Origin of the sequence: Bradyrhizobium lablabi (assembly GCF_900141755.1) — a bacterium.
Lineage (GTDB): Bacteria > Pseudomonadota > Alphaproteobacteria > Rhizobiales > Xanthobacteraceae > Bradyrhizobium > Bradyrhizobium lablabi_A.
Map to the genome: position 1 here is coordinate 2,787,902 of NZ_LT670844.1, position 26,733 is coordinate 2,814,634.

At 60.7% G+C, this 26,733-nt stretch carries 25 protein-coding genes; 17 read left to right on the plus strand and 8 right to left on the minus strand.

The features are described 5' to 3' along the window. The first annotated feature begins 67 nt into the window (after window positions 1-67). From B5526_RS12930 to B5526_RS12940, 3 genes are all read left to right on the plus strand, one after another. Complete coding sequence (locus tag B5526_RS12930; protein ID WP_079538534.1) at window positions 68-718, plus strand: GntR family transcriptional regulator; 651 nt, start codon at window positions 68-70, stop codon at window positions 716-718. Further along, window positions 715-2,244, plus strand: a complete 1,530-nt coding sequence (locus tag B5526_RS12935; protein WP_079538535.1) for an aldehyde dehydrogenase — start codon at window positions 715-717, stop codon at window positions 2,242-2,244. The genes B5526_RS12930 and B5526_RS12935 overlap by 4 nt, the downstream gene beginning before the upstream one ends. A 78-nt stretch (window positions 2,245-2,322) precedes the next feature. Continuing rightward, window positions 2,323-3,690 carry an MFS transporter gene (locus B5526_RS12940; protein ID WP_079538537.1) on the plus strand — a complete coding sequence of 456 codons (1,368 nt, stop codon included), beginning with the start codon at window positions 2,323-2,325 and terminating at the stop codon, window positions 3,688-3,690. A gap of 135 nt (window positions 3,691-3,825) precedes the next feature. On the opposite strand, the gene B5526_RS12945 is transcribed toward B5526_RS12940, so the two are convergent. Both B5526_RS12945 and B5526_RS12950 read right to left on the minus strand, forming a co-directional pair. Beyond that, entirely contained in the window at window positions 3,826-4,476 is a 651-nt protein-coding gene (locus B5526_RS12945) for a 3-oxoacid CoA-transferase subunit B (RefSeq protein WP_079538538.1), read from the minus strand. Further along, entirely contained in the window at window positions 4,476-5,216 is a 741-nt protein-coding gene (locus B5526_RS12950; protein WP_079538540.1) for a CoA transferase subunit A, read from the minus strand. The genes B5526_RS12945 and B5526_RS12950 overlap by 1 nt, the downstream gene beginning before the upstream one ends. 420 nt (window positions 5,217-5,636) lie before the next feature. Between B5526_RS12950 and B5526_RS12955 the strand changes: the two genes are divergently transcribed. From B5526_RS12955 to B5526_RS37680, 6 genes are all read left to right on the plus strand, one after another. After that, window positions 5,637-7,586 (plus strand): AsmA family protein, encoded by a 1,950-nt coding sequence (locus tag B5526_RS12955; RefSeq protein WP_079538542.1) that lies wholly within the window; start codon window positions 5,637-5,639, stop codon window positions 7,584-7,586. Window positions 7,587-7,692: 106 nt separating this feature from the next. Beyond that, window positions 7,693-8,043 carry a hypothetical protein gene (locus B5526_RS12960; RefSeq protein WP_079538543.1) on the plus strand — a complete coding sequence of 117 codons (351 nt, stop codon included), beginning with the start codon at window positions 7,693-7,695 and terminating at the stop codon, window positions 8,041-8,043. A gap of 176 nt (window positions 8,044-8,219) precedes the next feature. Beyond that, a complete protein-coding gene (locus tag B5526_RS12965) occupies window positions 8,220-9,467 on the plus strand; it encodes a hypothetical protein (protein WP_079538544.1) in 1,248 nt (415 codons plus the stop codon). Between the two features lie 7 nt (window positions 9,468-9,474). After that, window positions 9,475-10,230 carry an OmpA family protein gene (locus tag B5526_RS12970; protein WP_197688434.1) on the plus strand — a complete coding sequence of 252 codons (756 nt, stop codon included), beginning with the start codon at window positions 9,475-9,477 and terminating at the stop codon, window positions 10,228-10,230. Next, window positions 10,227-11,090 carry a hypothetical protein gene (locus B5526_RS37675; RefSeq protein WP_154071290.1) on the plus strand — a complete coding sequence of 288 codons (864 nt, stop codon included), beginning with the start codon at window positions 10,227-10,229 and terminating at the stop codon, window positions 11,088-11,090. The genes B5526_RS12970 and B5526_RS37675 overlap by 4 nt, the downstream gene beginning before the upstream one ends. Window positions 11,091-11,109: 19 nt before the next feature. Further along, window positions 11,110-11,340 carry a hypothetical protein gene (locus B5526_RS37680; RefSeq protein ID WP_154071291.1) on the plus strand — a complete coding sequence of 77 codons (231 nt, stop codon included), beginning with the start codon at window positions 11,110-11,112 and terminating at the stop codon, window positions 11,338-11,340. 155 nt (window positions 11,341-11,495) lie between these two features. On the opposite strand, the gene B5526_RS12975 is transcribed toward B5526_RS37680, so the two are convergent. Continuing rightward, entirely contained in the window at window positions 11,496-11,927 is a 432-nt protein-coding gene (locus B5526_RS12975; RefSeq protein WP_079538548.1) for a hypothetical protein, read from the minus strand. A 472-nt stretch (window positions 11,928-12,399) separates the two neighbouring features. On the opposite strand from B5526_RS12975, the gene B5526_RS12980 reads away from it, so the two are divergent. Then, the gene (locus B5526_RS12980; protein WP_079538550.1) at window positions 12,400-13,305 is read left to right on the plus strand and encodes an AEC family transporter; all 906 of its coding nucleotides are present in this window, start codon (window positions 12,400-12,402) and stop codon (window positions 13,303-13,305) included. 21 nt (window positions 13,306-13,326) lie between these two features. On the opposite strand, the gene B5526_RS12985 is transcribed toward B5526_RS12980, so the two are convergent. Beyond that, a complete protein-coding gene (locus tag B5526_RS12985; RefSeq protein ID WP_079538552.1) occupies window positions 13,327-14,073 on the minus strand; it encodes a class I SAM-dependent methyltransferase in 747 nt (248 codons plus the stop codon). Window positions 14,074-15,445: 1,372 nt separating this feature from the next. Here B5526_RS12985 and B5526_RS12990 point away from each other — a divergent pair. From B5526_RS12990 to B5526_RS13000, 3 genes are all read left to right on the plus strand, one after another. Continuing rightward, entirely contained in the window at window positions 15,446-16,756 is a 1,311-nt protein-coding gene (locus B5526_RS12990; protein WP_154071701.1) for an ABC transporter substrate-binding protein, read from the plus strand. A gap of 245 nt (window positions 16,757-17,001) precedes the next feature. Then, entirely contained in the window at window positions 17,002-17,874 is an 873-nt protein-coding gene (locus B5526_RS12995) for a carbohydrate ABC transporter permease (protein ID WP_079538555.1), read from the plus strand. Continuing rightward, window positions 17,871-18,737 carry a carbohydrate ABC transporter permease gene (locus B5526_RS13000; RefSeq protein ID WP_079538556.1) on the plus strand — a complete coding sequence of 289 codons (867 nt, stop codon included), beginning with the start codon at window positions 17,871-17,873 and terminating at the stop codon, window positions 18,735-18,737. The genes B5526_RS12995 and B5526_RS13000 overlap by 4 nt, the downstream gene beginning before the upstream one ends. A 183-nt stretch (window positions 18,738-18,920) precedes the next feature. Here the strand turns inward: B5526_RS13000 and B5526_RS13005 are convergent, their stop codons facing one another. Continuing rightward, on the minus strand, window positions 18,921-20,000 hold the full coding sequence (locus B5526_RS13005) for an alcohol dehydrogenase catalytic domain-containing protein (RefSeq protein ID WP_079538558.1): 1,080 nt from the start codon (window positions 19,998-20,000) through the stop codon (window positions 18,921-18,923). Between the two features lie 113 nt (window positions 20,001-20,113). On the opposite strand from B5526_RS13005, the gene B5526_RS13010 reads away from it, so the two are divergent. Further along, complete coding sequence (locus B5526_RS13010; protein WP_079538559.1) at window positions 20,114-20,887, plus strand: helix-turn-helix transcriptional regulator; 774 nt, start codon at window positions 20,114-20,116, stop codon at window positions 20,885-20,887. Between the two features lie 7 nt (window positions 20,888-20,894). Here B5526_RS13010 and B5526_RS13015 read toward each other — a convergent pair whose 3' ends face one another. From B5526_RS13015 to B5526_RS13025, 3 genes are read right to left on the minus strand one after another with little or no spacing between them, the layout of a single operon-like run. Then, window positions 20,895-21,713 carry an ABC transporter permease gene (locus B5526_RS13015; RefSeq protein ID WP_079538560.1) on the minus strand — a complete coding sequence of 273 codons (819 nt, stop codon included), beginning with the start codon at window positions 21,711-21,713 and terminating at the stop codon, window positions 20,895-20,897. After that, window positions 21,710-22,624, minus strand: coding sequence for an ABC transporter permease (locus tag B5526_RS13020; protein ID WP_079538562.1), 915 nt, complete (start codon window positions 22,622-22,624; stop codon window positions 21,710-21,712). Before B5526_RS13020 ends, B5526_RS13015 begins: the two co-directional genes overlap by 4 nt. Continuing rightward, entirely contained in the window at window positions 22,621-23,763 is a 1,143-nt protein-coding gene (locus B5526_RS13025) for an ABC transporter ATP-binding protein (protein ID WP_079544958.1), read from the minus strand. The genes B5526_RS13020 and B5526_RS13025 overlap by 4 nt, the downstream gene beginning before the upstream one ends. 379 nt (window positions 23,764-24,142) lie before the next feature. Here B5526_RS13025 and B5526_RS13030 point away from each other — a divergent pair, with 379 nt between their 5' ends. From B5526_RS13030 to B5526_RS13040, 3 genes are read left to right on the plus strand one after another with little or no spacing between them, the layout of a single operon-like run. Continuing rightward, window positions 24,143-25,075: a Bug family tripartite tricarboxylate transporter substrate binding protein gene (locus tag B5526_RS13030; protein WP_197688435.1), complete on the plus strand. Its 933-nt coding sequence runs from the start codon at window positions 24,143-24,145 to the stop codon at window positions 25,073-25,075. A gap of 5 nt (window positions 25,076-25,080) precedes the next feature. Continuing rightward, entirely contained in the window at window positions 25,081-26,319 is a 1,239-nt protein-coding gene (locus B5526_RS13035; protein ID WP_079544959.1) for an aconitase X, read from the plus strand. Next, a complete protein-coding gene (locus B5526_RS13040; RefSeq protein WP_079538563.1) occupies window positions 26,316-26,726 on the plus strand; it encodes an aconitase X swivel domain-containing protein in 411 nt (136 codons plus the stop codon). The genes B5526_RS13035 and B5526_RS13040 overlap by 4 nt, the downstream gene beginning before the upstream one ends. Window positions 26,727-26,733: the final 7 nt, after the last annotated feature.

A 26,733-nucleotide genomic window follows, 5' to 3' on the forward strand; every position in this document is an offset into this window, starting at 1 on the left:
AGCCTTTGCTACTTGACGTGATATTTCACGGCTGCAAGATTGGCGTCCGGTCAGCGGGAATCTTCGATTGCTTTTACGCGACAATGTCTACGAAAACCTCCGTTCTGATATTCTAACCTGCCGCCTGGCGCCAGGTGATGATATGCGCGAACAGGAGCTTGCCGAGCGCTATGCGGTGAGCCGCCAGCCGGTGCGCGAGGCGCTGTTGCGGCTCGAGCGCGAACATCTCGTCACCGTGCAACCGCGCCAGGGTTATCGCGTCAATCCGATCTCGCTTGCCGACGCGCGCGATTTGCTGCGGTTCCGTTTCGCGCTGGAGCCGGCCTGCGTCGCGGAGGCGATCGAGAATGCCGCCGATGATGTCCTCAAGGCGCTGGATGAATTCCGGCGCTTCGCCGGCAACCATGAGGATTTCATCGCCTATAACCGCGCCTTTCATTCGGCGCTCGCGCATGCCTCGGGCAACCGCCGCATGGCGGCAGCACTGTGCGACCTGATCGGACAGGCCGATCGTCTGGTGCGGGTCAGCGTCGCCAATGTCAGGGATCACAATCCGGCGCAGCTCGTGGCCGAGCATGTCGCCCTGATCGAGGCGATGCAGCGCCGCGACGGGCGAAGCGCCGCGCGCATCATCAAGGCCCATATCAGCCAGACCGAAAAACGCGTGCTGCCGGCGCTCAAGCGCAACGCCGTCATCGTCGAAGGAAGGGATCGATGAATATTTCCGCCAAACCAAAAACAATCGACGTGGAAATTCACGGCAATTTCGTCGACGGCCGCGAGATCGAGGCAGGCGCGGGCGAGATGCTGGACGTCCGCAATCCCGCAACCGGCGACGTGATCGCGCGGATTCCGAATTCGACCGCTGATGACGTCGATCGCGCGATGAAAAGCGCGCGTGCCGCGTTCGAAGGCCGCCCCTGGGGTGGCATGGACATTCGCGCCCGCGCCCGGCTGGTCAACCGGCTGGCGGACGCGTTCGAGGCCAATCTGGAGCAGCTTTATCGATTGGAGACACTTAACAACGGCCGGCCGCTGAACGAGACCCGCGCGCAGCTGTCGCGGCTGCCGGACTTCTTTCGTTATTTTGCCGGCCTCGCGCTGGCGCGCCGCGACGCGGTGATCCCGGTCGAGGGCTCGTACCTGAACTACACCTTGCGCACGCCGATCGGCATCGTCGCCAATTGCACGCCGTTCAATCATCCGCTGATGATCCTGTGCAAGTCGCTGGCCGCGGTGCTGGCGAGCGGATGCGTCACGGTGGTAAAGCCGTCGGAATATACGCCGCTGACGACCCTGAAACTGGCGCAGATTTTTAGCGAGGCGGGATTGCCGCCCGGCGTGTTCAATATCGTGCTCGGCCTCGGCCAATCGACCGGCAAAATGCTAGCCGAACACGGCGACATCAACAAGCTGGTGCTGACCGGCGGCACCGAAGCCGGCCGCATCGCCGGCTCTGCGGCTGCAAAAGTGTTCGCGCACCAGACGCTCGAGCTCGGCGGCAAGACTCCCGTCATGGTGTTCGATGATTTCGACATCGATCAGGCCGTCAATTATGCGGCGTTCGGCGCCTTCATCGGCGCCGGACAGACCTGCGTCTGCGCCTCGCGCCATCTGGTGCAGGCCGGGGTCTACGATGAGTTCGTCGAGAAGCTGAGGACGAAAACGAAAAATATCCGGATCGGCGATCCCTTCGATCCCGCGACCCAGCTCGGGCCGGTGATCTCGGCGCGGCAGCGCGATCGCGTGCTGTCTTACGCAAAATTCGGCCATGAGGACGGCGCGCGGCTGGTCACCGGCGGCGTCGCCGCAAAGGTGCCGGGCCATGAGAACGGCTATTTTGTCGAGCCGACGGTGTTTGCGGATGTGAAGTCCGACATGCGCATCTTCCAGGAAGAAGTTTTTGGACCGTTCACCTCGGTGACACCGTTCAAGGACGAAGAGGAGGCCTTGCGACTGGCCAACGATTCACCGTTCGGGCTGGCGGCCGCGATCCGCACCCGCGACATCGGCCGCGCCCATCGCGTCGCAGCACACGTCAAGGCCGGCATCGTCTGGATCAACGATCATCACCGTCTTGATCCAGCCTCGCCCTGGGGCGGCATCGATGATAGCGGCATCGGGCGCGAGTTCGGCACCGAAAGTTTCAACGACCACTTCAATACCAAGAGCGTGATGGTCGCCACTGGCGACCAGCCGTTCGACTGGTACCGCGACACGGCGGCGCAACGGCGATTGAACTAGCTTACAACAAGCGACTGCATCAGGTCCTCCAAGAAAGACCGGCAGCATTACCGAATAAGGGACAGGGGAGAAACGCACATGGTCACATCAGTCAATAGCGGCAGCCGCCTCGACCGGCTTCCGATCGGCCCATTCCATCGCCGCATCATGCTGCTGATCGGGATCGGCATGTTCTTCGACGGGTTTGACATCTATCTCGCCGGCACCGTGCTCGGCGTGACCTTGAAGAGCGGATTTTCCACGCTGCCGCAAAACGCCGTGTTTATTTCGGCGACCTTTGTCGGGATGATGCTGGGCTCGTTCGGCACCGGGTTCCTCGGCGACCGCTATGGGCGGCGGTTCACCTACCAGTTTAATCTTTTGCTGTTCGGGCTGGCCTCGCTCGCGGCGGCGTTGGCGCCGAACATGATGGTCCTGATCGCCTGCCGTTTTGTGATGGGCGTGGGCTTAGGTGCCGAGAACGTCGTCGGCTATGCCACCATGACCGAATTCGTGCCGGCGCGCTCGCGCGGCAAATGGCTCGGTTTTACCACCGTCTGCGTCGTCACGGGATTGCCGATCTCGCTGTTGGTGGCATCCCTGATCGTGCCGGAATTCGGCTGGCGCGCGATGTTCGTGCTCGGCGGCATCGGCGCGCTGATCGTCTGGTATCTGCGTAAAGCACTCCCCGAATCGCCGCGCTGGCTCGAGGCGGTCGGCCGCACCGAGGAGGCCGAAGCGCTGATGCGCGCGATCGAGCGCGAGGCGGCGCAGGGCAAGCCGCTGCCGGCGCCGGCGGCGACAGCCACCGTCGCGGCGTCCGCCGACGTCGCGACGCTGTTCGCGCCACCTTTATTGTCGCGCATGATCGTAGGTTCAGTGTGCCTGATCACCATCAACACGTTGTTGTATGGCTTCGTCACCTGGCTGCCGGTGTTCTTCATCAAGCAGGGGCTCTCGATCGCGACCTCGTTCGGCTATTCGCTGCTGATGGCGCTAGGCGCGCCGGTCGGCTCCGCGATCGGCGCGCTGACCGCGGATCGTTGGGGCCGCAAGCCGACCATCATCGCCGCCTCGCTGATCTCGGTCGTGCTCGGCATCATCTATCCGATGATCTCTGATCCGGTGCTGCTGCCGGCCGTCGGCTTTGCCCTGACGGTGCCGATCTATGTGCTGGTGGCGCTGTTGTTCGGGATCTACATCCCCGAACTGTTCCCGACCGAGGTGCGCTTGCGCGCCTCCGGCATCGTCAACACGCTCGGCCGCGGCGCCACCATCGTGACCCCGTTCCTGGTGGTGATGCTGTTCGAAGCCCGCGGCGTCGCAGGCGTGATGGCGCTGATGGTCGGATTGTTGGTGGTGCAGGTGATCACCGTCTGGGCGCTCGGCATCGAACCGCGGCACCGCAGTTTGGAGGAGTTGAAGGGGGAGGAGACGGCCGCACCGGTGCTGAAGGAGGCGTCGTAAAGACTGTCCCTTCGTCATTGCGAGGAGCAAAGCGACGAAGCAATCCAGCTTTCTTTTCGCGGCACGATGGATTGCTTCGCGGAGCCTGTCATCGGGCGCGCGTTCGCGCGACCCGTTGGCTCGCAATGACGGGAATCACGCGTTCTTCAGCGCCACCCGGAACTCGGCCTCGGTCTTGGCCTTCACCTCGTCGAGCGTGACGCCGTCGGCGAGTTCGATCAGGGCCATGCCGTCCTTGCCGTGCTTGTCGATGGTGAAGACGGCCAAATCAGTCACCACCATGTCGACCACCCGCTCGCCGGTCAGCGGCAGATTGCACGTCTTCAACAACTTTGGGCCGTCCTTGGCGGAATGCTCCATCACCACCACGACGCGTTTGACGCCGGCGACGAGATCCATCGCGCCGCCCATGCCCTTGACCATCTTGCCGGGGATCATCCAGTTGGCGAGGTCGCCGTTCTGGGCCACCTGCATCGCGCCCAAAATCGACAGATCGATATGGCCGCCGCGCACCATGCCGAAGGATTCGGCCGATGAGAAATAGCTGGTCGACGGCAATTCGCTCACCGTCTGCTTGCCGGCATTGATGAGGTCGGCGTCTTCCTCGCCCTCATAGGGGAACGGTCCCATGCCGAGCATGCCGTTCTCGCTCTGCAGGCTGACGTCGATGCCCTCGGGGATATAGTTCGACACCAGCGTCGGAATGCCGATACCGAGATTGACGTAATAGCCGTCGCGCAATTCCTTGGCGGCGCGGGCGGCCATCTGTTCGCGGGTCCAGGCCATCAGACTTCTTCTCCCGTTGCGGCCGCCGACGCCTTTTTCTCTGCACGCGGGCGGGTGTTGCGGAACTCGATGCGTTTCTTGGCGGTGCCGACCTCGACCATGCGCTGCACGAAAATGCCGGGGGTATGGATGTGGTCCGGATTGATCTCGCCGGCCGGCACCAGATGCTCGACCTCGGCCACGGTGATCTTCGCAGCGGTCGCCATCATTGGATTAAAATTGCGCGCGGTTTTTCGATAGACGAGGTTGCCGGCGGTATCGCCCTTCCAGGCATGGACGATGGCCAGATCAGCGACCAGCCCCCGCTCCATGATGTATTTCTCGCCGTCGAACTCCTTTACCTCTTTGCCTTCGGCAATGAGGGTGCCGACGCCGGTCTTGGTGAAGAACGCGGGGATACCCGCCCCGCCGGCGCGGATGCGTTCGGCCAGCGTCCCCTGCGGGTTGAATTCGAGTTCCAGCTCGCCGGCGAGGTATTGCTGGGCGAACAGCTTGTTCTCGCCGACATAGGACGAGATCATCTTCTTGATCTGGTGGGTTTCCAAGAGCCGGCTGAGCCCGATGCCGTCGACGCCGGCATTGTTGGAGACCACGGTCAGGTTCTTCACCCCGGAATCGCGGATCGCGTCCGATAGGGTTTCCGGGATACCGCAGAGGCCAAAACCGCCGGACATGATCATCATGCCGTCCTTCAGGATGCCGGTAAGGGCGGATTTGGCGTCGGGATAGACCTTGTTCATGGAAATACGACCTGATGGGAGGAAGTTTTGTCGCCGCCGCAATTTCTCGTGAATTATTAGGCGAATTCTTCGCAGTGCGTCAATGACGGGGGTCTGGGAGAAAGGTCGTCATGCCCGGGCTTGTCCCGGGCATCCACGTCTTGCCGGTATCGCCGCAAGAAAGACGTGGATGGCCGGGACAAGCCCGGCCATGACGGAGAGGGTTCGGGACGCCGCCGCCCTTGCAACCCGGCCTTGAAAGCGTCAAGAAAACCCATCAAGTTGCGCGCCTTGGCACGGGCGCCATCCCGCTCGGCGGCGGCCGGTTTGGGCAATTGTTAACTTGCCGACTCGGGGCACCCCGTGGTCGGTGGGCGGCCTGCCCGGCCCTCTTGCTGCAGCGACGCGCCCCTCAACACCAATCAGGATATGTCATTGACGATGGCCCAAGGAATGAAGCGCCTGGGGACGCCGATTGCGGCGTTGCTCGGCTTGGCGCTGGTCGGCCTGATCGCGACCTCCTGGTTCCTCAACCGGGACGCGCTGCGCCAGGCGGTGGAAGCACAAATCCGCGCCGTCACCGGGCTCGATCTCGTCGTCCGCGGCACCATCGACGTCTCGGTGTTTCCGGCGAGCTATGTCTCCTTTCACGACGTCGGGCTGAAAGGTAGCGCCGCCGCCGACCCCGCGCTCTCGGTCGACGTCCTGACCGCGAATTTGCGGCTGTTGCCGCTATTGCTGCAGCGCTTCGAGATCGCCGACGTCATGATGCTGCGCCCGCATATCCGCGTCATCCGCGAGGCCGATGGCGAAAGCAACTGGACGCCGTTCATCGACACCATCGTGCGCAACATGAAGCCCGGCGCCGACAACCAATTGTCGTTCTCGGAAATCCGGATCCAGGATGGCGTGCTCGACTACGAGGACGCTTCCAATCACCTCGCCGAACAGCTCGGCGCCATCGACCTGTCGCTGGCCTGGCCCTCGATCTCGCGTTCCTTTGCCGCCACCGGCCAGTTCGACTGGCGCGGCGAGCGGGTCGACGGCTCGATCTCGGCCAGCGATTTTGTCGCAGCCTTGTCCGGCGACCGCTCCGGCCTGAAGGCGCGGCTCGCGAGCGCGCCGCTAAAACTGGCGTTCGACGGCACGGTGGCCGACCGCACCTCGATGATGATGGAAGGCACGCTGACCATCGACACCCCGTCTTTACGCAACGCCATGCGCTGGACCGGCCAGGCCCCGCCCGGTGCCGGCGGTTTTGGCCGTTTTGCCCTGAAGGCGCGCGCCAATGTGGTGGGCCCGTCGATCGCGCTCACCAACGTCAATGTCGAGCTCGACGGCAATGTCGCCGAAGGCGTCATGACCTACGCCAATAATGGCCGCCAGACGCTGCAGGCGACGCTCGCCGCCGGCAATCTCGACTTCACGCCCTATATCTCGACCTTCCGCTTGCTGGCGAGCGGCGCGCATGACTGGAACCGGCAATTATTCGATCTGAACTCGCTGTCGACCACCGACCTCGACATGCGCTTGTCTGCAGCGCAAGTGACCGTCGGCCCGACAAAACTCGGCCGCACCGCGCTCGGCGCCAACCTGCGCGGCGGCGCGCTGGCCTTGAGCGTCGGCGAAGCGCAGATGTATGGCGGCATCGCCAGGGGTTCGTTCGGCGTCGCGCGCTCCGACGCGGTTGCCGACGTCAAGGCGCAATTCCAGTTCATCGACGTCGATTTGCAGCAGCTCGCCACCGAATTGTTCGGCGTCACCAGATTGAGTGGCCGCGGCAATCTCAACGTATCGCTGGTGGCCTCGGGATCGAGCCCGTTTGGATTGGTGTCATCGCTCGACGGCACCGCGACCCTGACCGGCCATGACGGCGCGATCGCTGGCGTCAACGCCGAGCAGCTCTTAAAGCGCCTGGAGCGCCGGCCCTTGTCCGGCGGCGGCAATTTCCGCCAGGGCTCGACGCCGTTCGACAAATTGACCATCGCGGTAAAATTCGCCGACGGCATTGCGACTGCCCAAGACGTCCACGTCGAAGGCCCCGCCGCGCGCATGGTGTTGACCGGCACCGCGTCAGTGCCCGCACGCGAATACGATCTCAAGGGCGTCGCCAGCCTGACCTCACAGAGCGCCACGCCCGGTTTTGAGTTGCCCTTCGTGGTGCAGGGCCCCTGGGACGATCCGCTGATTTTTCCCGACCCCGAAAGCCTGATCCGGAGATCGCCGGCGGCCGGCGCCCTGCTCAACGCCGTGAAGGACCGCAAGACACGGGATGCGGTGCGCTCGGTGCTGGAGCGGTTTACCGGCGGGGGGCAGAAGGACGCGACGCCGGATGCCGCCGCGACCGCGCCGGCGGGTGCGCCGGCGGCGGATGCGAGCAAGCCGAACTAACGGCTTTGTCCGGCGTTGAGAGCGTGGGCTAGTTCTTAGCGTGGGTTAGCGCTCGTCCGCCATAGCTCGAAGAGCGACGGCGGATAACCCACCATCCATCCGCGACATGACAACCGACGAAAAATTCCCCTATCACACCTGCACCTGGCACCACTCGGACGACGCCTCCGAGCGCTGGCTATCCGCTCTGGAAAAGACCGGCGCGGAGAATGTGAGGGCGCGGCTGGCCCGGTTCGAGCACAGCTCGCATGCCTCGATCGCGGTCGGCACCGAGCCCAACATGACCGCAGGCTTCGCGCAGGAATGGCTGGCCTGGCGCGATCAACAAAAATCCGCCGAACAAGCCGCCCGGCTCGACCGGCAAATTTTTTGGACCCGACTTGCGGCGCTTGCGGCGTGTGTTGCGGGGCTGAGCGCGGCGATTGGGTGGGGGTGGACGATATTGTTTAAGCCGTGAGGGCGGGGGTTGGGTGGGGCGGTTGGCGCAAGCGTAACCCGCCATCCCCACGACCAGCGGCGGATTACGCCCATCGGCGAATCTGCGCCAAGAACTACTAGCCCCCGATCCCCACCTTCGGTGATGACAATGGCCTGTCGACGGGTCTAAATTGCTACTTAGGGTTGGGGGGCGATATGTTTGAACAATATTGGCATCTATTCGAAAATTGGTATTGGGCTTTGCCCCAAACCACACAACTTATGTTGGCGGCAATTTTTATTTTCTGGCTGCTGTTCAACCTGTTTTACAATGAGAAAGCGGTTTCGTTCGGACCGACGATTCTTACTACTCTTGGTATCTTCGCAACGTTTCTTGGAATCGCACTTGGTCTTTCTGAATTCGATGCCAACAACATTCAGGCAAGCGTCCCCGCACTCCTTGGCGGTCTAAAAACAGCGTTTTGGGCCTCGGTGGCAGGCGTGGGCGGCGCACTCCTGTTAAAATTTCGACATCAATTCTTTGATCGCGCTGTTGCCGTAGGCACGGGTGACGACGGCGAAGTTACAGGGGCTGATTTGGCTCGCCTGTTATCCGGTATTCAAACGGCTTTAGTCGGCAATGAAGAAACATCATTGATCACTCAAATCAAGCTACTGCGCTCCGACAGTAATGACCGGTTGGACGCACTAAAGGCCGCTCAATTGCAGGCACTCCAAGAGTTGTCGAAGATGGGATCACAGGCCTTGGTCGAAGCCCTCCGCGATGTCATCAAGGACTTCAACGCCAAGATTACGGAACAGTTTGGCGATAACTTTAAGGCACTCAACGACGCAGTAGGTCAGCTACTTGTTTGGCAGGAACGATATCGGCTTCACATCGAAAAATCCGAAGCATCGCTCGAGTCATTGGTTAGCCTGATGAGGAAGACGACAAGCGACTACTCTTCCCTTGTGTCAAGTTCGCAGTCGTTTTCGAAGGTCGCGCATGACTTAGGTCAAATGCTCGAGGCCCTTTCGATCCAAAAAACTCAACTAGTTGATCTTTCGCGTTCTCTTGCCGAGTTGTTAAAGGAAGCGTCTGGAAGCCTTCCCGCTGTGCAAGCTAAGATTATGGAACTTACCGCGCAGCTTTCGAGCGCGGTTCAAGACAATCAAAAAACGATAAACGCCGCATTGAACGAAAACGCTCAGCAACTGAAGAATGCGGTTCAGTTGAGTCATCAAGGCTTCGTAACAACGAACACCGAAGCAAACAAACAAGTTACCGACTTGATGGCAAAAACAAAAGAGCAGATATCGAATCTCGACGCCGCGCTTACGGAAGAACTTAAGAAATCCCTGGAAAGTCTTGGGCGCCAGCTGGCTGCTCTTTCAGAGCGCTTCGTCAGTGACTACGGACCGCTAACAGAAAAGCTTCGCCGCGTTGTCGAGATGGCAAAATAGGTGCATCGTGAAGTTTTTAAAAGATGGAAAAGTTGCAGCTGCCAAAGAGGAACATTGGATTCCGTTAAGCGACCTCATGACCGGTCTTATGATGATGTTTATGTTGGTGGCGATTGTTTTTATGGTGAAGGTTGAAGCCGAAGCAGCTGTTACAAAAGAATTGAAAGCAAAGGCTGAGGAACAGGCAAAACGCGTTCAACAAATTGCGGTTCTTTATGATGACATGAGAAACGAGCTTTATAAGTCACTCGACGAAGAATTTAAGAAGGATTTGAAAGATTGGGGGGCAGACCTAGACACTGATTTGACCATCAGATTTAGAGAACCCGACGTGCTCTTTGACACGAGCCGGGCGGAACTCAAAACAAGGTTCAAAGGAATTCTAGATGATTTCTTCCCTCGGTACGTAAGAATTCTGGGGAGGTCAGAGTACAAAGACTCAATTGAGGAAGTTCGTATTGAGGGGCACACGTCCGGCTTCTGGAAAGATGCTAAGGACGAAGATGATGCGTATTTCAAGAACATGGAATTGTCACAGCAACGAACGCGTACTACCCTCGAATATGTGCTCTCAAAAACAAACATATTTGGCTACAAGCGATGGATACAATCATTGCTTACTGCAAACGGGCTATCATCTTCCAAACTTCGTCTGAATGCCGACAAAACTGAGAACATCGCGGCTTCGCAACGTGTCGAGTTTCGGGTGCGGACGAACGCAGATGCGCGCATAGCCCAAATTTTAATGGCTTCACAAAAATGAAGCTCACAGATTTTTACAAGTTCGCACCATTAAACGACCTAAGAGCGCGGATGGGAATTCCGTCGGACGTCTATGGAACTCTAACAATAACGATAAGTGCTGCGAAGCTGACACCTGATGAACTAGATCGACTCTATGAAGGCGACGGACTCGAGGTTGGATTTGATGAAATCAACATCCACGATGATGGCACACTTATTTACAAGAACGCTCGTGTGCTGCTCTACATTCGCGATGTGCATCAATATCAAGAACAAGTTAGCCTCCCGAAATATCATTTAGCTCACTGTCCAGTATTAAAGAACATGAGTGAGATTGGGCGCTCACACCGGTATCTGATTTCGGCGAGAGTGGACGGCATTTTCAGATTGAATGTGTTTCGTGGCGACAGGATGAAGACTCAGAACCAAACATTGAACGTTTGCCAACACTGTCTGAGCACGCTGGAATTCAACGGGTTCAAGAACAATCTGACTCGTCCAGAGCGGACGCTGCATGTAAATGCGTTCACCCCTGCAAATTTTTTCGAACAGTATCCCCGATTACTCGATGGCACTGGATATGGCGGAGGGGATGTTACTCCTATTAACGCATACCCGGCGGATTTTGCAAGAATCAGCACACTGGTGAGAACCGTAGCAGGTTGGCGGTGCCAAGAAGCAACTTGCAAGTACGACTGCTCGTCGCCTGCACTCAGGCAATATTTGCATGTCCACCACTTAAACGGAAATCGCGCGGACAGTGGCCGAAAGAACTTGAAAGCGGTTTGTGTCGAGTGTCACGCTAAACAGCCGAAACACTCGCATGTCAAAAACACGCCTCAATACCAAGCGTTCATGCGGATAAGATACGGACGTTAGTTGGCGCAGGGGGATCAGCATGGCCAAACCACAGAAGAAGGCCAACAAAGCTGAACGACCTTTGCTTCTTTCGATAATTCTTTTTCCGGGTATTTTTTATCAATGGCTGCTCTACACGTTCGTCGGTGGTCGTCACTACAGCAGAGTTACTTCGCGTACCCGGATAAGCAAAAGCTCGGTCATGACGTGGGTGTTCTCGGCAATTTTTTACATTGCTTTCTATTTCCTAGTGATCAAGAATTGGCGCTAACTAATCCGCCGGTAAGCGACGATCACGAGCTAGTTGCGCAGGAGCCCGTCATCGGGAAAAAGCGCAATCAGCGGGGAAGTATTTGCAAGCGCAACAGCTAAGCCGAGGAGGCGGGTTACGCTTTAGACTAACTAGCCGTCCTTCGGGCTCCAGCCTTATTTGGCATTCGACACCCGCGGCGCCCGCCTCGGCGCGACCGGTTGCTGGCAGGTTTGATCGGGCATCATCGCCACGGTCACGATATCCGGATACTTGTTCATGGCGCCGCTGGCGGCGTCGACGCCGAGGCCGATCACGCCGCCGAACACGACATTCCCCGCCGCCATGGTTTCAGTGCCTGAGGGAATGATGCTCGATCCCATCGCATAGCACTCTTTGGTGCATTGGATGGGTAATGGCGCGGAGCCCTTGCTGAGAACCACGGTGCCCGGTGTCGAAACCATCTGCGGGCCGTTTTGAGTCTGTATGGTGCAGACGGCTCCCGGCACGCCGGGCGTGTCCACCGCAACCGTCTGTGTCGTCCCCTTGGTGATCGTCGCGCAGCCCGTAACCAGGAGCGCGAGCAAAATAATCGCACGCTTACGCATTCCCCATTCCCCCCGGGTGGGACTATCGGGGAACGTCCCGCACTTGGCAATACCACCTGACGCTGAAAAACGACCGGGTCATCACTCTTGGTTAAGACAGGCTGCGGACACGTAGGCCGTTACGCCTTTCCCCCTCCGCCGTTCGAGCGTCAAAATCGTCTCGCCCATTCTTGACGCTGATTGACGCTGACGACTGTCGTCTTCCGAATTATTTTTGTCTCCGAGACGTGAACGAACTCATAAGCGAGTCAACTGTGAGCCGGTTCACATTGGATCGATGCGTTCGATGCTATGCAAGGGAACGCCGAACTGATCTTGGGATACGAGATTACCCAACGACAATTCCGCGGTTGGACAAACAAAAAAATTCAGCACTTCAAAAATTCTTAAGTGCACGGCCGGTGCCGCTGCATTCACGCGGTTCATTGCCGCCTGCGGCGTCAGCCACCGACAAACCTTCGGAGGTCATGCAATGAACAATATCGTATTGCTGTTCGTTTGCCTGCTGCTCGGAATGGGTCTGCGCGCCGCGAAAAAATTCCCGGACAATGCGCATCTCGCGCTCAACGCCTTCATCATTCACATCTCGCTGCCGGCGCTGATCATCCTGCAGATCCACAACGTCAAACTGCACACCTCGTTGCTGTTCAGCATCGCGATGCCCTGGCTGATGTTCTCGCTCGGCGTCTTGTTCTTCTGGGCGCTGTCCGCGCGCTTGAAATTCACCCGCGAGACCACCGGCGCGCTGATGCTGGCGGGCGGCCTCGCCAACACATCGTTCGTGGGCCTGCCGATGATCGAGGCGTTCTTTGGCGCCCCCAATATGGCAATCGGTATCCTGATCGACCAGCTCGGCACTTATCTGGTGCTGAGCACGCTGGGCATCACCGTCGCCACGATCTATTCCGCGGGCACGGGATCGAAAGCCGACATCTTCAAGCGGATTATCGCCTTCCCGCCGCTGATTGCGCTGGGAATTGCGTTTGCCCTGATGCCCTTTGAGTCTCCCATCTGGATTGCCGACGCCTTGAAGCGGCTCGGCGATACGCTGACGCCGCTGGCCCTGGTTTCGGTCGGCCTGCAACTCCGGTTCGATCGAACCAAGGGGCTCAAGACCGCGCTTGCGACCGGCCTCGGGTTCAAGCTGCTGCTCGCGCCCGCAGCCCTCGCTTTGTTGTACTTCAGCATCCTCGGCACCACGGAAGAAACCACCCGCGTGACCCTGTTTGAGGCGGCGATGGGTCCGCAAATCGGCGGCGCCATCGTCGCGGTTCAGCATGGCCTGAACCCGCCGCTGGTCTCGTTGATGGTCGGCGTCGGCATATCGCTGTCGTTTCTGACATTGCCGCTGTGGTCCTACGCGCTGCATCATGTTTGAAAGGCGAAACGAGAGCCCGCATCACGAAAGCACGCGCCGCAGGCTTTCGATTTCCCACAGTCCCAAATGACGGCGGTCGAACGGCGGCACCCAGTCGTCGATGGTGCGCAGCGGCGGCGGCAGATTGTAGGGCGGCGCGCAGAGGTTCACGGTAAACCAGTCGCCGATGCGGATGGCGCGGTTTCGTCCCTCGGGATAGGTGGTGGTCAGGAGATATTTGATGTCCGAGCGGATGATGTTGGCGAGCGCCAGAAAGATCATTTCCTCGGAAAGATGCATCAGGCAGTCGCGGCACAACAGCAGGTCGACTTGCGGAAGCGCGTCGCTGCAGAGATCGAGGGTGCGAAATTCCCGCCCCTCGCGCCCATAGCGGATTTGCGTATTCTGCACCAGCCGCGGAACGATGTCGGCGCCGATATAGTGCGTGACCGGAAGTTTTATCTCGGACATCCAGTGAAAGTCGCCGCACGGCAAATCCAGCATGGTGCCGATCTTGAGATCGCCGATCAGAGCGGGAAGCGTTTCCCGTATGCCTTTGGTGTAATGCAGCGTCGAGCCGCCGCCCGAAACCGTCTCCTGATAGCCCCAGATGTTGCGCCGGAAAATCTCGGTGAATACCTCGCGCGGCCCGCCGGTGAGATTGCGGACCATCTGCGAGCGCAGCCATACCAGGATAGGCGCAGGAAGCGTCCGGCGCGCAATGTCGATGCAAGCCGTGAAAAACGCCGTCCTGCGCAACTCGTCGGCAAATCTGGTGAACGACGCCATGATTAAAAATTCAATCAAAGGCCAATCAAAGTCAAGGCGGGTTACGCGGCAGGTTCACGCGCGAAGCGCGTTACCTCTCCCCTTGCGGGAGAGGTCGGATCGCATTGCGATCCGGGTGAGGGGTGGCCGCATCGGGACTGCCCGTGTGGACCTCAGCGACGTCGAGACCACCCGTGTGGACCCCTCACCCCAACCCTCTCCCGCAAGGGGAGAGGGAGCTCACTGCCGTTGTGGTGACATCAATACTTGCCCGACGGGCAAATCAGCAAATTCGTGTCCAGCCCCTTTTGCAAAAATATTCCGTTTCGCGCTTTACCCAAATCACCCGTATATCAATCACCGTCTCGTCCCACTCGAGGGGCGCTTCGCGGTCGTCACGAACGCGGGACGGGATGCGGTGGACGCTGATAGTGCCATTGACGAACGGCACGAAGGCGGACGGCGAAGTCGTGTGGTCCTGACACCCCGACGCTGGTGTCAAGTTGGTGGCGGTAACGTCGCAAGCGACGGTGGCAAAAGAGCCCGGTCACCGGGGAGAGCACGAAATAAGCCGTAAAACCATTGCGTGCGGGAATGCCGGGATGTTCCGGTGGACCTGTGGTGACTAACGCGCGTGTTTACTACACTACACGCGCGGCTGCGGGTGCATCGGCGCCCGGCATTCCCCACGCCCTCACGGGGCGGATGATTTTGTCAAACCTCGGGCGCTTCGCGTCGCGAGATCGCGAAGATGTATCCAGCCGTCGAAGACCTATCCGGCCGTCATTGCGACGAGCGCGCCACTCCCTCAGTTGTCATCGTCCGCCACCGGGTCGGCGCAACGCGCCGCCCGATGACAGGCTCCGGCGGACGATCCAGTATTCCAGAGACGCCAGTGATGAACGGAGAGGCCGCGGCGTACTGGATGCCCCGCCTTCGCGGGGCATGACACCCGGTTGTGGGGAGGCGCTGACTTATTGGCTCGCAATGACGACCTCTAGCTGTTTGAAAGTTGAATCGTCGCACGCGCGAACGCGCCTTACCTCTCCCGCTTGCGGGGGAGGTCGACGCTCGAAGCGCGGCGGGTGGGGGAAAGTCTATCCACTCGAACAGCGCGTTTTGCGGAGGCACCCCCACCCCAACCCTCCCCCGCAACCGGGAGAGGGAGCTCACTGCCGTTGCGGCGACACCCTACAGCCCTACCACCCCCAACCCCTACGCAAGACCTGAACACGGCATCTGGATCAGGCCCGCGCAATGCGCTAGGGTTTTATCCAACCGGTTAAAAAATATCGGCAGATTCAGGGAGAACAACGTGAAAGCATGGGGATTACGGACGTTTGCATTGGCGGTTTCCGCCGCGATCGGGCTCAGCTTTGTCGCAGCGCCCGCGATGGCGCAGCAGAAGACGATCACGGTCTGGTTCGGCAAGGGATTTTATAAATCCGAAGACGACGCGCTATTGGACGCGATCAAGAAGTTCGAGGCCAAGACCGGCATCAAGGTCGAATTGTCGCAATACGCCATCCAGGACATGATCCCGAAGACGGTGGCGGCGCTGGATTCCGGCACCGTGCCCGATGTCGCCTATTCCGATTCCTACGACGTGCAGGCGGCCGGCAAATGGGCGTTCGAGGGCAAGCTCGAGGATCTCTCCGACATTTTGACGCCGATGAAATCGGCGTTCGCGCCGAACACGCTGGAAACCGCGCTGCTCTATAACGACGTCACCAAGAAGAAGGCCTATTACGGCTTTCCGCTGAAACAGCAAAGCATGCACGTCCAGATCTGGGGCGACATGCTGGAGCAGGCCGGCTTCAAAGCGAGCGACATCCCGACCAAATGGGAAGACTACTGGTCGTTCTGGTGCGACAAGGTGCAGCCCGCGATCCGGAAAGCGACCGGCCAGCGCATCTACGGCGTCGGCCAGCCGATGGGCGTTGAATCCACCGACTCGTTCCAGTCGTTCTACACCTTCATGGACGCCTACAACGTGAAGCTCGTCGATGACGACGGCAAGCTCCTGGTCGACGATCCCAAGGTGCGCGACGGGTTGATCCACGCGCTGAAGGATTACACCGACACCTACGTCAGGGGATGCACGCCGCCCTCCTCCACCACCTGGAAGGACCCGGACAACAACGTCGCCTTCCACAACAAGACGATCGTGATGACGCATAATTTCACCATCTCGATCGCGGCAAAATGGTTTGAGGATTCCACCAACCCGGCGCTCACGCCGGAGCAGCGCGCCGCCGGCAAGAAGGCGTATGAGGAAACCATCATCACCGCCTCCTTCCCCAACAAGCCGGACGGCACGCCGATCAAATATCGCTCCGACGTCAAGACCGGCGTGATCTTCACGGCGGCCAAGAACAAGCCGGAGGCCAAGGAATTCATCAAGTTCCTGCTGCAGGAAGAAAACTTAAGGCCCTATGTCGAAGGCGCGCTCGGCCGCTGGTTCCCGGTGACGACGGCAAGCCAGCAGAGCCGGTTCTGGCAGGCTGACCGGCATCGCAAAGCGGTGTACGCTCAGTTCACCGGCGGCACCACGCCGTTCGATTTTACCAAGAACTACAAGTTCACGATTTTGAACAACGAGAACGTCTGGGCCAAGGCGATGAACCGCGTGGTGAGCGAAAAGGTGCCGGTCGACAAGGCGGTGGATGAGCTGATCGCGCGGATCAAGCAAGTCGCGGGGTGAAGTATGATACCGAGCGCCGCTCGACTGCTCCCTCGCCCCGCTCTTCGCGGGGAGAGGGTCGGGGTGAGGGGCTCTCTCAGCGAGCGCAACTCGCGGGAACTTCTCCCTCGCCCCGCCCTTGCGGGGAGAGGGTTGGGGTGAGGGGCTCTCTCCGCAGCAGGACTCGTGGAGAGAGCCCCTCACCCGGATCGCAAGTGCGATCCCCGCAAGCGGGGAGAGGCTAAAGAAAGCAAGAGTAAGCGCATATGGCGATCACGCTTTCCCAAGACCACGCAATGCCAGGCGCACCGTTATCGGCGCGGCTGACGATGCCGCAGGTCTGGGGCATCGTGCTGCTGGCGCCCTATGCGCTCGTGTTCCTGGCGTTCGTGGTCTATCCCGTCGGCTACGGATTGTGGCTGGCGCGGCATCCGGAAAGCTATGTCGCGCTCTATCACGACCCGATTTTTGCGCGCGCTGCCGTGAACACGCTGATCTTCCTCCTGATCGGCATCAATTTCAAAATGCTGATCGCGCTGTTCTTGTCCGGCTTCTTCGTCCAGGAGCGGAGGTGGATCAAATGGCTGTCGGTATTGTTCATCCTGCCCTGGGCGGTGCCGTCGATCCCGACCATTCTTTCCGTGCGATTCATGTTCAATCCCGAATGGGGCATGATCAATCAGTTGATCTTCAGATTCACCGGCGATGACGGCCCGAACTGGCTGAACGACCCGGCGGTGGCGCTGACCATGGCGATCGGCGTGCACATCTGGAAATCGCTGCCGTTCTGGACCTTGATCCTGATGACCGGGCGGCTCGCGATCTCGCAGGACTTGTTCGAGGCGGCCGACGTCGACGGCGCCACCTGGTGGCAGAAATTCCGCTTTATCACCTGGCCCTCGATGCAGATGCTCTACATCACCTGCACGCTTCTTTCGATGATCTGGACGCTCGGCGATTTCAACAGCGTGTATCTGTTGACCGGCGGGGGACCTGCGGACCTTACCCACGTGCTCGCAACCCTCGGCATCCGCTACCTCCGGCTCGATCAGCTTTCGCTGGCGATGGCCTCGATCGTCTGCGCGCTGCCGTTCGTGCTGCCGCTGGTCTATTTCATGATGAAACGGCTGTCGCGATGAAGCTTCCGCACTTACGCGCCCTCACCTTACGCGATGTCACGACCGAGGCGCGGCTATTGCTGATCGGCATTCCCGTCTTCATCTGGACCATGCTGCCGATCTATCACATGTTCCTGTTCGCGATCTCGCCCAAGGAAGACGCGTTTTCCGGAAAACTCTGGCCCGCGCATCCGACGCTGCACAATTTTGAAATCGTGTTTTACCAGCAGCATTATTTCCTGCGGGATTTCTGGATTCAGTTCTGGAATTCGGTGGTGATCGCGGTCGCGGCCGGCGCGCTGACCTTGTTCATCGCGACCGCCGCCGCGTTCTCGATCTCGCGCCTGCGCGTCCCCGGCGGCCGCTGGGTGATGAATTTGGCGCTGTTCACTTACTTCATCCCGGCGGCGTTTCTGGCCGTGCCGATGTACCGGACCATGGGCAATTATGGCCTCTTAAACAATCACTGGGCACTGATCCTGGCGATGGTGACGATCGCCTCGCCCTACGCGATCTGGGTGCTGAAACAGGCTAGCGACAAATTGCCGGTCGAGCTCGACGAAGCCGCCATCATGGATGGCGCCACCACGCTGCAATTGTTCCGGCTGGTTTACGTGCCGCTGATGATGCCCTCGCTGGTCGCGATCGGCACCTACGCGCTGTTGCTCGCCTGGAACGAATATCTCTACGCGTTCCTCTTGCTCTCCAACGACCGCGACATCACGCTCCCCGTGGCGCTTGGCAATTTCCTGTCCGCCGACGATTCGCCCTGGGAACTGCTGATGACCACCGGCTTCATCTATGCGCTACCCCCCGCCGCCATCTACTACGCGTTCAAGCGCTACATGGTCGGCGGCCTCACCGCGGGCGCGGTGAAGTCGTGAGGTGGACGAGGCAACAGTGATGTGGGCGTGGCAACCAACCCTCCACGTCATTGCGAGGAGCGCAGCGACGAGGCAATCCATTCTTCGTCCATCACGATGGATTGCTTCGCGGAGCCTGTCATCGGGCGGCGCTTCGCGCCGACCCGTTGGCTCGCAATGACGGGACTTAGAGTGGTGCCCCCATCACGGCCGGATCACCGTCATCTTGAACGGCCCGGCGTTGGCCGCGGCATGCGCCACCGCGTCGTTGGCATGATCGAGATCGAACGTCGTCGCCGCGAAGTGGTCGAGTTTTATCAGCCCCGACCTGATCAGCCCGACGAGGCGAATGGTCGCCTCCGGCGGATACATCCACATGCCCTTGATCGTGATGCAGTTGCGCATCAGCCACGGATACGGCAACTCAAGCCCGGCGCCACCCAGCATGCCGACCCCGCCCATCAACGCCACACGCCCATACGGCCGCACCGTCATGACCGCCGCGCGCACCGTGGTCGACGAGACCGACGGCGGCATGATATCGAGCACGCAGTCGATCGGACCAGACGCGGCGCGTTTCATCTGCTCCCGGTCGTCATTCTCGTTGCCACTCAGCTTCACGGGTCGCACGCGCTCGCCAAAGCGCCGCGAAAGATCGTTCAGCACCTTTTCATTGCGGCCGGGCGCGACCACGCATGCCGCCCCCATCGCCAGCGCAACCGTAACCGCGGAGCTGCCAAAATTGCCGGTGGCGCCGCTGACAAGAACCGTCTCGCCGGGTTGCAGGTTCGCGGCGAGGAATCCGCCATAGGGCACCAGCAGCGTGCCCAACGCGCACCAAGCCACCGCTTCCGCCTCATTCATCGGCCCGAGCTGCTTGACGTTCTCGGTCGGCACCCGCATCTGCTCGGCCCAGGAGCCGTCGTGAAAATGTCTTGCCAGGCGCAAGCCCCCTTCGCCGGCGGCGACCCAGCCCTGCAGCGTGATGTCGGGCGAGACGACGTCGTCGCGCGAGCGCACGGTCGGATCGCAGAACACCCAGTCGCCCTTGGCCAGATGCGTAGCGTCCGGCCCGAACGCGCGGACCCGGCCGATCGCGCCGGGGCCCGGGATCACCGGCAGGTCGAGCAAATATTTACGCTCGCCGCTGAACACCTCATTGGCATAGGACAACACCCGCGTCGCCACGACGTCGACGATGACTTCGCCGGTGCCGAGCACGGGATCAGGCACGGTCTCGATCGCAAGCGGCGTTCCGAACGCTTTGAGGATGGCAGCTTTCATGGTCGTTCTACTCCTTGTGGAATTCTTGTCATTTTGGCAGGCTTCCCTGGGCCAGGAAGGCCTGGTATTATCCTAGGACTAGGAAGTCCTCCTTTGGTTCGGGAGTGAAGGCGATGGCTGATCCGCGCCGCAGTGAATTCGGCGATTTCCTGAGGTCGCGCCGTGAAAAACTGACGCCCAAGGCCGTCGGACTTCCGATCGTCGGCCGGCGGCGGCGGACCGCGGGCCTGCGGCGCGAGGAAGTGGCCGAGCTCGCCGGCATCGGTGTCGACTGGTACATAAGGCTGGAGCAGGGCCGCACCGTCAGCCCCTCCGTCACCACGATCGACGCGCTGGCGCGCGCGCTGCGACTGAGCAAGGCCGAGCATGGCCATCTGCGCGCGCTAGCGCGGGACGCCGATCGCCGGGCGTTTGCTCGCGAGAGCGTGCCCGAACCGCTGCGGCGGCTGGTCGAAGGCCTCAATCAGCCCGCTTACATCACAGGCCGACGCTGGGACATTCTCGTGTGGAACAAGGCCGCCGACGACATTTTTGCCTTCGGCCGCCTGCGTGAGGAGGATCGCAACAGCCTGATCAGCATGCTGACCAATCCGCGCTCAAGACGCCTGTTCGCCAACTGGGCCGACGAAGCAAAACGCATGGTGGCGCAATTCCGCGCCACGCATGATCTCTGGGCCGGCGATCCCGCCTTTCTCGAATTATTGCAGCGCCTGCGAGAAGGCTGCCCGGAATTCGCGGGCTGGTGGGGCGCGCACGACATCAAGAGCGTCGCGGGCGGCCAGAAAGTGATGAACCATCCGAAGAAAGGCCAATTGCGCTTCGAGCATGCGAGCTTTCAGGCCAATGACGATCCGGCGCTGAAGCTTGTGATCTACACGCCGGTGTGAGGAGAGGCTACAACGGCGCGGCGCTCTCGCCGCGCGCGCTCGACAGTTTTGTGGCCAGCGATGCGACCACAATCACCACCGCGATCAACGCGATCACCAAGGTGCAGATCGCATTAATCTCGGGTTTTACCCCGAGCCGCACCTCGGAATAAATCCGGATCGGCAGCGTCGCCGAACCGGGGCCGGTGGTAAAACTCGCGATCACGAGATCGTCGAGCGAGAGCGTGAAGGCCAGCATCCAGCCGGCGGCGATCGCAGGGACAATCAGCGGCAGCGTCACCGCGACGAAGGCACGCGCCGGATCGCAGCCGAGATCCATCGCCGCTTCCTCGAGGCTGCGATCGAGCGAGCCGAGCCGCGACTGCACGACGACGGCCACAAAACACAGCGTCAGCGTGGTGTGCGCGATGGTCACGGTCCAGAAGCCGCGCTCGGCGTTGATCGCCACAAACAACAGCAGCAGCGACAGCCCGGTAATGACTTCGGGCATCACCAGCGGCGCATACAGCATCCCCGAAAATAACGTGCGTCCCCTGAACCGCTCGCCGCGCGACAACGCAATCGCCGCGAGCGTGCCAAGCAAGGTTGCGATGGTGGCGGATGTCGCTGCCACCCGAAAACTCATCCAGGCCGCCTCCAGCATGGCGCGGTCGTTGAAGAATTCACGATACCAGTGCAACGACCAGCCGCCCCACACCGTCACCAGCCGCGAGGCGTTGAACGAATAGATCACGAGGATCACGATCGGCAGGTACAGAAACGCAAAGCCCGCCGCAAGCGAGACCGCGTTGAAGCGCGACAGCTGGTTCACCGCGCGGGTTGTCATCGCGCGTTCTCCAATTGGCGGCGCTGCAGCCGGTCATAGAGCACGAGCGGCGCGACCAGGAGCAACAGCAACACCACCGCCGCGGCCGACGCCACCGGCCAGTCCTTGTTGGTGAAGAATTCCAGCCACAAGGTCTGCCCGATCATCAACGAGTTGGAACCCGCGAGCAGATCGGGGATGACAAATTCCCCGACGATCGGAATGAAGCACAGCAACACGCCGGCGCCGACGCCGGGCAGCGACAACGGAAACGTCACGCGCCAGAACGCCGCTAGCGGCGTGGCGCCGAGATCGCTGGCGGCCTCCAGCAACGCGGGCTCCATTTTGGCAAGCGTCGCGAAAAGTGGAAGGATCATGAACGGCAGATAAGAGTAGACGATGCCGAGATACATCGCACTGTCGGTCGACAGCCACACCACCGGCGCCGACACCAGATGCAGCGCCAGCAGGATTTTGTTGAGCAGCCCGTCATGCTGCAGGATGTTGATCCACGCATAGATTCTGATCAAAAACGACGTCCAGAACGGCACGATCACCAGCATCATCGCGATCGCCTGCCAGCGTTTTGGCAGCCGCGCCATGCCGTAGGCGATGGGGTAGCCGATCATGAGCAGGATCGAGGTCGAGGCCAGGGCGACGACGAGGCTGCGCAGATATGAGAGGACATAAAGGTCGTCGGAGGCCAGCAGCTTGAAATTATCCGGCGACAGCGCCGAGAATGCCGCCTTGATTGAGGCTGCGCCTTGCGTCAAATCGAACACCGGCACGTAAGGCGGTTGCGCGATCGCGGTTTGCGACAGGCTGATCTTGAGCACAAAACCGAACGGCACCAGGAAGAACAGCAGCATCCACAGATAGGGCGCGATCGCCGCTGATCGAGCCGGGCGGGTGAAAGTTTGTCGCGCGCTCATTGCTCCAGCACCACGCAGTCGTCGGGCGTGAACCACGCCACCACGCGCTGGCCGGCGCTGTAGGCGTCGATGTCGAGCCGCGCCGTATTCGCCATCGACGAGCGCACCATTGCGCCGGAGTCGAGCTTCACCTTGTACGTCGTGAGCCCGCCGAGATAGCCGACGTCGGTCACCACGCCTTCCAGCCGGTTGATCGCATGCGCACTGAGCGCGTCCGCGACCGGGCCGCGGCGCGACAATTTCATCTTTTCGGGGCGGATCGCCACCGCGACGATGGTTTTCGTGATCGGCTGACGCGGCTCGGCGACCACGATCGTGCCGGCGTCTTTGGTCGAGATCGTCACGCGGCCGGCCTCGCGCGAGGCGACCTGCCCGTCGAACAGATTGATGTCGCCGACGAACTCGGCGATCCAGCGCGAACTCGGCGCCTCATAAAGCTCGCGCGGGGCTGCAACCTGTTCGAGCCGCCCGTTATCCATCACGCCGATCCGGTCAGCGACCGTCATCGCCTCCTCCTGATCATGGGTGACGATGATGAAGGTCATGCCGAGCCGGCGCTGCAGCTCCATCAATTCTGCCTGCGTACTTTCGCGCAACTTCTTGTCCAGCGCCGCCAGCGGCTCGTCGAGCAACAACACCTGCGGACGGCGGGCCAGAGAGCGCGCCAGCGCCACGCGCTGCCTTTGACCGCCGGAAAGCTGATCGGGTTTTCGTTTCTCAAGCCCCTCGAGCTTGACCAGTGCGACCATCTCGGCGACGCGGGCGGCGATCTGGGGCCGCGGCATGCCCGCGCGCCTTAATCCGAATGCGATATTGTCGCGCACGGTCAGATGCGGGAACAGCGCATAATTCTGGAACATCATGTTGACCGGACGCCGGTGCGGCGAGACCGGCGCGATGTCCCTGCCGTCGAGCAGGATGCGTCCCTCGTCCGGCGTCTCGAAACCGGCGAGCATCCGGAGCAGCGTGGTCTTGCCGCAGCCGCTCGGACCAAGCAGGGCAAAGAACTCGCCGGCCCTGATGTCGAGCGACAGCCGATCCACCGCGCAAAAGGCGCCGAATTTTTTCACCACCGCGTCGATGCGCAGCAGCGGAAGGTCGGCCGCCTCCGGCTGTGGTTCGCCTTTTGCCGAATCCATATCGGTCGCGGTTCTCGCCCCGTCCTCAGCCACGATCCCAGCCTGCCCCATCATGGCCGCAAGCTAGCGGCGGATCGGCACCGGCTCAACCGGTTCAGCGGGGGCGCCCCCGAATATTATCTGCAGCTTTTCCCGCGGCCTCCCCGGCGCGGCCGCGAATTCGCAACCGACGAAGGGGCAGAAAACAGGAGGTCATCATCCGCGAAGAGAGCGCGACGACAAAAAAGATCGCCGTGACTGCTTTCGGGCTGCCATTCCCGCGAAACACCCGCTAGCATCGCCGGCGAGCCGAAGCTATCTCGGCGCCATGGGGACCGAGGGGGCTTCGATGCGGCGCAGACAATTCTTCGGAATTGCTTCGGCCGCGGCGAGCGCCGGTTTGCTGGCATGGATTGGACCGACGAAGGCCCAATCCTTGGCCGGCCGGCAATTCCGCCTGATCGTTCCATTTCCGGCCGGCGGACCGACCGACATCGTGGCGCGCCCGCTCGCGCAGATATTGGGCGATGTCCTTAAAGCGACGATCGTGATCGACAATCGCGCGGGCGCCGGTGGCTCTATCGGAGCCGAAGCCGTGGCGAGGTCCGCACCCGACGGCCAAACGTTGCTCATGGGGACCGTGGGCACCCAAGCCATCAACCCTGCGCTTTATCCGAAATTGCCTTACGACGCCGTTCGCGATTTCACACCGATCTCGCTGGTGGCGCAGGCGCCGGTCGCAATCGTCGTGCATCCGTCGCAGCCCATGAGCAATCTTGCCGACCTGGTCGCGCTCGCCAAGCGAAACCCTGGTCAACTTAACTACGGCTCCGCGGGAGCCGGCACGCCCGGGCATCTCACCGGGGAAATGTTCAAGAACGTGGCGGCCGTCGACATCCAGCATGTGCCCTACAAGGGCAGTGCGCCGGCGGTCATCGACCTGATTGGTGGTCAGATCCAGATCATGTTCGACCCGCTGCAGTCGGTGCTGTCGAATGTGCAGGCGGGCAAGCTGCGCGCACTTGCTATTTCAAGCAAAACACGGTCCGCCGCTTTGCCCGCCGTGCCAACGATTGCGGAGTCCGGTTACGATGGTTTTGAGACGACTGCCTGGTGGGGCGTATTCGGGCCCGCCGGGATGCCCAAGGCCGTGACGGCGACGCTGGCCAGCGAAATCGAACAGATCGTCCGCAGCGATGCATTCCGAAGCCGGCTCGAGCCGTTAGGTGTGATCCCCAGTGTCATCGGCGGTGACGCCTTCGCCAAATTTCAGCAGAGTGAGTTGACCAAATGGGGTAAAGTTGTGCGCGACGCAGGCGTCAGGATTGATTGATCGACATGAAGCTCAACGATGAAGAAGAATATATCCTGGCCGGCAAGGCCGGCCTCGTTCCGCAGCAAGCCTTGCAGCACCAGATCAAGGTGGGTGAGTTCTTCGGCGCCGAGGATATGGTCACGGTGACGCAGGCGCACCTGATGGCCGACACCGAAAGCCTTGGTGAAGCCGGCGTCCGCTGGCTGGAGGGTTTGGCCGCGGTCGTCGAAGGGCAGCGGCGCGTGCGCATCCCGACGATTACCGATCCGCGCGGCACAGACTTTGCCAATGCCGATTTGCTGGGACAAACCTCGGCGATGCTCAATCTCGAAAAGCGGGCGATTTCGGCATTCGAAAAGCTGGGCGTCGCGATGACCAACACGTGCATCAACTATCAGACCATCCAGGCTCCGACACGCAACGAGCACGTGGCTTTCGGCGATACCGGCGTGGTCATCTATTCAAACTCGATATGCGGCGCGCGATCCAATTTCGAAGGCGGCCCTTCGGCACTGGCCGCCGGCCTTACCGCAAGGACTCCGCGCTATGGCTTTCACCTGCCCGAGATGCGGCGCGCCACGCTACGCATTCAGGTGGAATTCACGCCAACCTCGCTCAACGGCTGGGGCGCTCTGGGCGGAGTGATCGGGCGCATCGCGGGCAATTATTGGGCGGTCCCGGTGATCGAGGGCATTGAGGGAGCGCCCAAATCGGATCAGCTCAAGCATTTCGGCGCGTCGATGGCGAGCTTCGGCTCGATCGCATTGTTTCACATTGCGGGTCTGACGCCCGAAGCAGGTAAATTGACCGACGTGGCGGCGCCTGGGTTGCCGAGCTTCCGCGTGACCAGCGCCGACATCGACGAGTTGCAAAGATCCTATCACACCGACGATCAAGTGGACGTCGTCGTCTTCTCGGCACCGCAGCTGAGCCTTTTTGAATTGGGCGATTTGGCCGACCTCTGCGAGGGACGGCGGTTCGCCGTGCCGCTGCTCGCAGTAACCAGCCCGCAGGTAAAGCCGGACGCAGATCGCATGGGTTACACCGCACGAATCGAAGCTGCCGGCGGCAGCGTATTGTCCGGCATGTGTTTCTACCAATCCTACGCGCGCGAGATTTCAGAGGCCAAGGGCTGGAAGCGTCTGGCGACCAACAGTGCGAAATTGGTCAATATATTGGGCGGGTACGGTTACCGGCCGATGCTGGCCTCGATGGAGGCATGTGTGGATGCTGCAGTCAGCGGAAAATTGGCGCGAACATGAGCAGCAAGATTTTTCGCGCGCGACATGCCATGGGACGTACGGTGCGCGGGTCCGCACTGGTTGCCAGTGACGGCTTTTCAGCTCGCTATGACCTGGACCGCGTCAACGGCATCTTCTGTCGTCCTTCGCACAAACTGGCCGGCCAATCCTATGTCGGCAAGATATTGGTGCTGGATACCGCCAAAGGCGGCGTAGCCACGGCATGGATGCTGCACGAGATGAAATCGCGGGGGATTGTGCCGCTGGCGCTGGTGTTCAATTCCGTGAACCCAATTCTCGCTCAAGGTGCCGCGCTGGGCGATGTCCCGATGCTCGCCGGGTTCGACGAAGACATAACCACGGCAATTCTCAATGGCGCTGAGGTAGAAGTTAACCCGCAGATGGGCGTGCTCACGGTGGTAGGTTAGCGAGCCG